General features: G+C 45.7%; 8 protein-coding genes, 1 pseudogene and 1 riboswitch. Of the genes and pseudogenes, 6 read left to right on the top strand and 3 right to left on the bottom strand.

From position 1 onward, the window contains the following. A pseudogene (gene istB / locus DIJ65_RS14585) lies at nucleotides 1-260 on the top strand (IS21-like element ISSau9 family helper ATPase IstB); the annotation flags it as partial. 13 nt (nucleotides 261-273) lie between these two features. Here istB and DIJ65_RS14580 read toward each other — a convergent pair. The 3 genes from DIJ65_RS14580 to DIJ65_RS14570 all read right to left on the bottom strand — a co-directional run bounded on the left by DIJ65_RS14580 (nucleotide 274) and on the right by DIJ65_RS14570 (nucleotide 1599). Further along, complete coding sequence (locus DIJ65_RS14580; protein ID WP_117303420.1) at nucleotides 274-555, bottom strand: YciI family protein; 282 nt, start codon at nucleotides 553-555, stop codon at nucleotides 274-276. 13 nt (nucleotides 556-568) lie between these two features. Further along, nucleotides 569-1045 carry a hypothetical protein gene (locus tag DIJ65_RS14575; RefSeq protein WP_117303418.1) on the bottom strand — a complete coding sequence of 159 codons (477 nt, stop codon included), beginning with the start codon at nucleotides 1043-1045 and terminating at the stop codon, nucleotides 569-571. Between the two features lie 188 nt (nucleotides 1046-1233). Next, a complete protein-coding gene (locus DIJ65_RS14570; RefSeq protein ID WP_117303416.1) occupies nucleotides 1234-1599 on the bottom strand; it encodes a PH domain-containing protein in 366 nt (121 codons plus the stop codon). A 172-nt stretch (nucleotides 1600-1771) separates the two neighbouring features. Then, nucleotides 1772-1863, top strand: a riboswitch (cyclic di-GMP riboswitch). A 47-nt stretch (nucleotides 1864-1910) separates the two neighbouring features. On the opposite strand from DIJ65_RS14570, the gene DIJ65_RS14565 reads away from it, so the two are divergent. The 5 genes from DIJ65_RS14565 (at nucleotide 1911) to DIJ65_RS14545 (ending at nucleotide 7397) form a co-directional block, all read left to right on the top strand. Continuing rightward, nucleotides 1911-2792: an amidase gene (locus DIJ65_RS14565; protein WP_117303414.1), complete on the top strand. Its 882-nt coding sequence runs from the start codon at nucleotides 1911-1913 to the stop codon at nucleotides 2790-2792. 179 nt (nucleotides 2793-2971) lie between these two features. Beyond that, the gene (locus DIJ65_RS14560) at nucleotides 2972-4576 is read left to right on the top strand and encodes a diguanylate cyclase (RefSeq protein ID WP_117303412.1); all 1605 of its coding nucleotides are present in this window, start codon (nucleotides 2972-2974) and stop codon (nucleotides 4574-4576) included. Then, a complete protein-coding gene (locus DIJ65_RS14555) occupies nucleotides 4573-5625 on the top strand; it encodes a HEAT repeat domain-containing protein (protein ID WP_230321448.1) in 1053 nt (350 codons plus the stop codon). Before DIJ65_RS14560 ends, DIJ65_RS14555 begins: the two co-directional genes overlap by 4 nt. Next, complete coding sequence (locus tag DIJ65_RS14550; protein ID WP_117303410.1) at nucleotides 5625-7022, top strand: glycosyltransferase family 2 protein; 1398 nt, start codon at nucleotides 5625-5627, stop codon at nucleotides 7020-7022. Before DIJ65_RS14555 ends, DIJ65_RS14550 begins: the two co-directional genes overlap by 1 nt. A gap of 18 nt (nucleotides 7023-7040) precedes the next feature. Beyond that, complete coding sequence (locus DIJ65_RS14545; RefSeq protein ID WP_117303408.1) at nucleotides 7041-7397, top strand: response regulator transcription factor; 357 nt, start codon at nucleotides 7041-7043, stop codon at nucleotides 7395-7397. The last annotated feature ends 275 nt before the right edge of the window (nucleotides 7398-7672 follow it).

The raw sequence follows: 7672 nt of genomic DNA, 5'->3' as shown, positions 1-7672 counted from the left end.
ACATTTCTTTCGATAAAGAAGGAGCTGAGTTACTGTTTACTCATTTATCATTGCGCGCTGGTCGATCCTCGACCATTATCACCAGCAACCTGTCGTTTGCGAAATGGGAAGAAGTATTTCATGATCCCATTTTGACTGCAGCATTGACGGATCGCCTGACGCATAAATCGCACGTGGTGAATATGATTGGACCCTCTTACCGGATGAGAGAAACGAAAAAATGGCTCGAAAGTAGCCATTCAGAAGTGGCTCAAAATTAAATTGCGTTGTGGCTCAATTTTCAGTTGCGAAATACAATTCCTTGAGCGAAAAGGTGAAGATACCATTTTGGACAGCAGGATCCCCCTCAGCAAACGCCAATACATCTTCTTCAGTTTCAGCATCGATCACGATGGCACCACCTGAAAAATCCATGAATGGCCCCCCGAGTATAACATTGCCCCCGTCAAACCCTTTCTGCACGTAAACGGCATGTTCAGGCATAAATGGCTGGTTGTGAAACACTACATCTTCTATCCAATTCGGCCCGCGGGCCAATAAAATTAAGAATCTCAAATGATTTCCTCCATTACTTCACTTTTATTTTTAAGTAATGATCTACAGTACCATTGGCGTATTCGCCGTATAATTTATAGTTGTATGTTCCAAGTTTATCTGGAGCAATGAAAGAATGCTTGTCCATATCGATCTCTATTTCTTTTTCATCGCCAATTACCTGATAAACACTGATATTATCAGGTTTTTTGTTTATGAACTCTAATGTTATTACTTCGCTTTTACCTGTTTTTAATACATCCAACTGCTCTCTTTCAATACTTCCTTTGAAAAAGTCCCCATAAATAAAGTTTCCACCTCCTCGGTCAAGCACGCTCGTTCCATTAAATACCTTAACCTTCTCTTTCTCCGTAAAAGCATTTACACAGGGAATATAGGTTTCCAAACAATTCTCTTCTGAAAACACTCCATCGTCTCCGTCTATGAATATGATCGTAAACACAGATAATGCAAGTATAAAAAATGTTAGAATGCCTATTCTTTTCTTCATCGATACACCACTCTTCTAATGAGTTTCCACTTTATCTACTTGTCTGGTTACCTCAATAAAATATTGTTTCATCTATTATACCAAGAATATCCATTTCGCAATTAAAAATTTCAAATCTTCACTCAACTATATGTAGCAATGTTTTCAAACACAAAAAAACAGCCCCAAAAGGAGCTGCCACCAAAATTCTATAAAATCGCTTCCGCAATCACTTTATCCAACTTGCGGATGTCGACTTTCTTCGCCAGGTTCAGTTTGAATCGGCCGGCTTTCGTCCAAAGCTCGAGCTCGGTGTTCAGGTCGAACGTGCCGCCGTTTTCCGACGAGTACATGATGATCGATTTGAACGGAATCGTGTAGACTTCGACTTTCTTGCCGGTCAATCCCTGTTTGTCCGAAATGATGATGCGCTTGTTCGTGACCACGGCCGTGTCGCGTACCGTCTTGTATGCGATCTGCGCCACTTCGCCCGTAATCAGCAAGTCATTGACCGATTCCGGTACATCGATTTCCTGTGTAAACGTCCATGCCAACATGCCACTCAACTCTGCCATAAAAAAATTCCCCCTCTGCGTTTCTGCCTTCAGTATGGCATAAGATGGGAATTGAGGAAAGTTCACAGCACCAAATCTTTATTCGAATAAAATATCTTGATTCACTTCATTATTAATAGTTAATTAGTCTATAGATTTATGACATTTAAATACAGTAAGATAAGAAATAATAATCTGAAAAAGGCAAACTTATCCGAAAGGTAAGGACGCAAAGCTATGAGCCTACACACTGGTCTTCCAGTGCACGGTCGTCTGGTTGCCAGGCGCCCATTCTGTGAGCACTGGTTCACAGAATAGGAGGAAACTATAAAATGTTAAAAAAAGTGGTGATTGCCGTTGTGGCATTTTTTTCATTAATTGCGTTCGTGGGACCTGGATATACGCAAGCAAGCGAAACGTCCCAGCCCTTCCGCGCTACATGGCTTTGGAATCCCTGGATGTTTGTTGAAGACGAAACGGGCACGTTGGCTTTTATCGAAAGCAAAAGCGTGAACAAAGTCTATGTCCAAGTAGACCAGGACATTTCAAAAGCAGCTTACAGCAGTTTCATCGGGAAAGCGAAGAGTAAGGGAATCGACATATATGCGCTTGACGGGGCACCATCCTGGGTCGCACCAAAAGCTTATGTAAACCAGGATCGCTTCTTAGCCTGGGTTAGCGACTATCAGGTTCAGGCAGCGGAAAATACCCGATTTGCTGGGGTCCATCTGGATGTGGAACCGTATCTCTACAGCGGCTGGAAGACCAACCAGGCAGCCACCATCAAATCTTTCCAAACGCTTCTTGAAAGAGCGAATAGGAGCACAGCCCAAATGGGTCTTCCGCTGGAAGCCGACATTCCGTTCTGGTTTGACGAGATCCAATACAAAAACACATTTGGCAAAGGTCAGCTGGCCGAGTGGGTGATCGCCAATACGGCTGGTGTGGCCATCATGGCTTACCGTGATTCTGCGCCGATGATCATCGACATCGTCAAAAACGAAATGGCGATGGCCCAACGCCTTGGCAAAAGCGTCGTGGTAGGCGTCGAAACGGACGTGACTGACGAAGGCAGCATCATCACGTTTGCGGAAGAAGGCGAAGCCTTTATGAATCAGGAACTCGCGAAAGTCACCGCTCATTACGCTGGCAATCCAGCCTATAAAGGAAACGCAATTCACCATGTTGGAAGTTGGATGACATTGCGTCCATAAAGTTCAGGACATTTTGATGCGAGCCATCAAAATGTCTTTTTTTTTATTGAATCCACGCAGCATATCCCAGGAATAACGGAATTTTATAGACCTATAGAATCTTTTTAACCCCACATTATGTAAGTTATTATAGTATAATAACAACCATTCAGATATTTTTTTAAGAAGGTGAAACAAGAATGGTTCCGACAAATTACAAAAAAATGCTCGCCAATAGAATGGAACAGGATTTTTCCAAATGGCAGATACAACAGAACATTGAAGAACGGGAAGTCTACCGCTTTTTACATACGCTGAAAGGCACGGCAGGCACAATCGGGATTATGGAATTGTCCGAGTTTTGCGGAAAGCAGCTGGAATTTTTCACAGAAGAAAGCACGGCATTGCTTCCTGTTCAGTCATTGAAACCTTTGATGGAGACATTTACAGACTTCTTCACTTCCGAACAACCTATTATAGAAGAAGCAGCTCGTTCTTCTGAAATTGCTCCTGTTAAAGAATCGTTTGTCCTGGTCATTGATGCGGATGCAACCTTTGCAGCTTCCGTAAAAGACTCGTTGGAAGAGCGGGGCATTTCGGTTGTTATTGCGCTCGATGGCAAAAAAGGGATGGAATTTTTCTACACGCTTCAACCGCAAATGGTCCTGTTGGATCGGAACTTGCCCGATGTTGACGGTTTTGACCTCGTAACCCAAATCCATGAAGCGGCGAAAAACAGCTTTCTTCCCATTGCTGTAATCAGTGCGGACGATCGGATTGAAACTCAAATACAGGCGATGGAGCTTGGTGCCACTGATTTTCTTGCGAAGCCGCTGAATATGTCCTTTTTTGTTCCTTATGTCAATAATCGCCTGCGAAACCAAAAAGAGATTTCCCAGGGGACGCTATACGATGAACTGACAGGAGCGGGGAACAGAAAGTATTTCAATCATGTGTTATTGCAAATGACGGCATTAGCTGAGAAGATGCGAACTGCGTTCACGCTGGTCCTGCTTGATTTGGACCATTTCAAAGCAGTGAATGACAACTACGGACATTGCGCGGGAGATGAAGTGCTGCGGATTTTCAGCCAGCTCCTCATGAATACGAAGCGGGAGTCGGATTATTTCTTCAGGTACGGCGGGGAAGAATTTGCATTGATCCTCCCGGATACAAAAGCTCAAACGGCCAGCGATTTGCTGGACCGGATCCATTCCGCCTTTGCGGAAACCGCTTTTTCCTTCGACGATTCCGAGCCGTTTCATGTAAGCTTTTCGGCTGGCATCAGCGAATACCGGCAGAAACAGGATGCGCTTGTGAGCATGGCCGACCGCGCTTTGTATCAGGCGAAGAAAAATGGACGCAATCAAACATTAATCTACGAACGGGCTCAAGATGATTTCAGGCGTCATCTCAACATCATCATAGTGGATGACGATTCCCTCGTACGCAAGCTGGTGTCGAAACAATTTTCGGGCTGGAAGCCTGAAGAATTCGATCTCCGGATAGAAGAATACGCTGACGGCGCCAGTTTTGTCGAATCGGAATGGTTTAAGCCTGAAGAGAACTATATGATTCTGCTCGATGGCATCATGCCGAAAATGGATGGTCTCGAAGTGCTGAATCATGTACGCAATCATTATCCCCATGAAAATATCATCATTTCTATGCTGACCTCCCGCAACAGTGAATCCGATATTGTATTGGCATTGAAAAGCGGCGCAGATGATTATATCGTTAAACCCTTCTATGCGCAGGAAGTTGTGGCGCGAATACAGCGGCTGACTATGAGGATGTTCAAATGAGCCTCCATTTCTTCTGGATTTTAAGCCTCTCCCTGCTCCTTGGCCAACTCGTCCTGTTGCTTGCTTTAGCTTGGCGCAAAGAAAAAATGTCGGCTAAAGAACAGGCGATAACCCAGCAATACGAAGCGTTGATCGACTCATTCAGCTCGTATATGCTGGATCCCTCCGATGACCGATTCCTCCGGGAAATTCAAAACAGCACGCATAAAATCGTTGTACTTGAACGGTTGTTGAATGGTTATGTAGCCGTGACAAAAGGCAGCGTGGCGTCTCCGCTTGTTACAAAACTGTCGGAAGATTTGCTGGCAGCGCATTACGCCAAACAGCTGGCGCGCAAAGACTGGGCGAGCCGGATGAATACACTTTATTATATAGAAGATTTTCATATAACCTCCCTTAAACCCTTGCTGAAAGAGCGAATCGATAAAAGTTCCATTCTGGACCAGGAAACGCAGCAGCTCCTCCGGACATTGGCTTCGTTGAATGAACCGGCCACCATTTCTGTATTGGCGCGCTATCCCGATGCACCGGTCCGCTTATACACCGATGTGTTCCAACGGCTCGAAGAACAAACCAGGATGGAAGAGCTGGATGCCGCTTTGCGGAATGAAATACAAAATAATGCGTTAAAGCATGCAGCTGTTTCCTATATCGGCAGGGCAGGATTAATCGCATTTTTGCCCCGCATTGAGGCTGAATTGAAAACGGGGGAAGCGGAAATGCGCATTCAGGCATTAAAAGCTATTCTCCATATGCAATACCTTACCGATCCAGGCTTATTGCTGTCTTTTCTTCAGTCACAGTCCTGGACGGAGCGGATGTATGCTTCCCGGATTGCCGGAAAGCTGCAATTGTCGCGTTTCAAAGAAGTGCTCAGCGTCCTGCTGGGCGACCCCGTTTGGTGGGTCCGGTATTCAGCGGCCGAAGCCTTGCTCCAGTTTTCGGACGGAGATATCCTGCTGACCCATTTGTCGGCCGATCACCCCGACCGTTTTGCGCGGGACATGGCGGCACAGTGGAAATCGTCCCTTTTAGGAAGTGAAACCTAATGCAGAGTTTTTTTGAAGTTTTGGCCTACGCCATTATCGCTTACATGCTCTTTTCAAGTTTGAGTTATTTGGGCTTCTTTTTGCTGGCATTCGGAAAAGTGAAAAGGGAGGCAAATCTCGACCGGAAGGAATCCACTGAAGATTTGCTGGGAAACCAAAATACGTTCCCCGTTTCCATCCTGGTGCCTGCATATAATGAAGAAGTCGGCGTTACAAGCACCGTCCGGTCATTATTGTCGTTGGAATATCCTGAAAAAGAAATCATCGTTATTGATGACGGTTCGAAGGATAAGACATCCGAGCGCATGATTGAAGAGTTTCAGATGAAAGAAATACCATTCGCTGTCCGACTGCATATCGAATCAGCCGAGATCAAAGCCATCTATCAATCATCCATCTTTCCTTATATCCGCTTGATCAAGAAAGCGAATGGAGGAAAAGCGGATGCGTTGAATGCGGGCATCAATTTGTCTTCCTATCCATATTTCTGCGCCATCGACGGAGACTCCATACTGGAAAATGATGGGCTACTCAAAACGATGAAACCCATCATCGAATCAGATGGCCAGGTCATCGTAACCGGGGGCTCTGTCCGGATTGCAAACGGCTGCACCATCTCCAGGAGCAAAGTGGAAGCGATTGACTTGCCGAAGAGTCCGATTGTCCTCATGCAAATCGTTGAGTATTTCCGTGCATTTCTCATCGGTCGTCTGGCTTTGAGTCACTTAAATGTGCTGCTCATTATTTCCGGCGCATTCGGTGTTTTTAACAAAGAACGTGTGATTCAAGCTGGCGGATACAATAAAGACACGGTGGGGGAAGACATGGAACTGGTCGTGCGGCTGCACCGCCTTCTCCGGGAAGAAAAGTCGAAACAGCGTATCGAGTACATTCCGGATCCGGTTTGCTGGACCGAAGCTCCTGAAACGCTGGATGTGCTCAAGTCGCAGCGGATCCGCTGGCAGCGCGGGTTACTTGAAACCCTGTGGTCACACAAAAAGATGATGCTGAACCCCAAATACGGATCCGTCGGCCTGTTTTCAATGCCATACTTCCTGTTTGTGGAACTTCTCGGCGCCGTATTCGAGTTTGTCGGCTATTTCCTGATTATCGGCGGCTTTGCCTTCTCGCTCATCGATCCGTTTACGGCAGGCATCCTCTTTTTGGTGACGATATTCTACGGTTCACTCATTTCAGCATTGGCTGTGCTGCTGGAGGAATTGACCCTTCATAAATATCCGAAAGCCTCCCATCTGATGCGCCTGTATTTCTGGGCGCTGACCGAAACCTTCTGGTACCGGCCGCTTATGGTCTTCTGGAGAGTCCTGGGGATTTTCGCTGCGTTCCGAAAAGGAGCCCATTGGGGTGACATGAAACGCAAAGGAATTTCAACTTAGTTTAAGGAGGCACAAAAAATGAAAAAAGTATTAGTGGCAGATGATGAAGATATTTTGCGCCTGCTGATTGTGGATACGCTTGAAGACGACTTTGAAGTAGAAGAAGCAGAAGATGGCAAAGAAGCCTTGCAGAAAATCAGGGAAAATGACTATGACCTGATCATTCTGGATTATATGATGCCCCATCTGACCGGCATGGAAGTGCTCGAAGAAGTCAGGAAAGACCAGAACAGCACCCAGGTGCTGATGCTGACGGCCAAAGCACAGGACGCAGACCGGGAATCAGCCATCCAAAAAGGCGCGAATTATTTCATGTCCAAACCGTTCAGTCCGATGGAACTTCTCAGACTGGTGGGGAAAATTACAGCTTCCTAATTAGAAACTTTTCATAGTCGATATTCCGCAAAACAGCTTCGCTTTCCGGGGGCTAGCGCTGAGCTAACTCGGTCTCGCTTCACTTCGCCCGAGTGGATCTCAGCACTTCGCTTGGTCCCCCAGGAGTCTTCGCTGTTTTGCTCCATATCTTTAGATCACTTCCTAATCAGGGTATTTTAAACAGCTTATTTTAAATAAAAGAGTAAATCCTTACAGAAGTTCTATATTTCTCGACAACCTAAAAAACGAACTGGCCCTTGGCGGCCAGTTCGTTT

Source organism: Planococcus salinarum, from assembly GCF_007004625.1.
Classification (GTDB): Bacteria; Bacillota; Bacilli; order Bacillales_A; family Planococcaceae; genus Planococcus; species Planococcus salinarum.
This window is presented reverse-complemented; position numbering and strand designations above follow the sequence as displayed.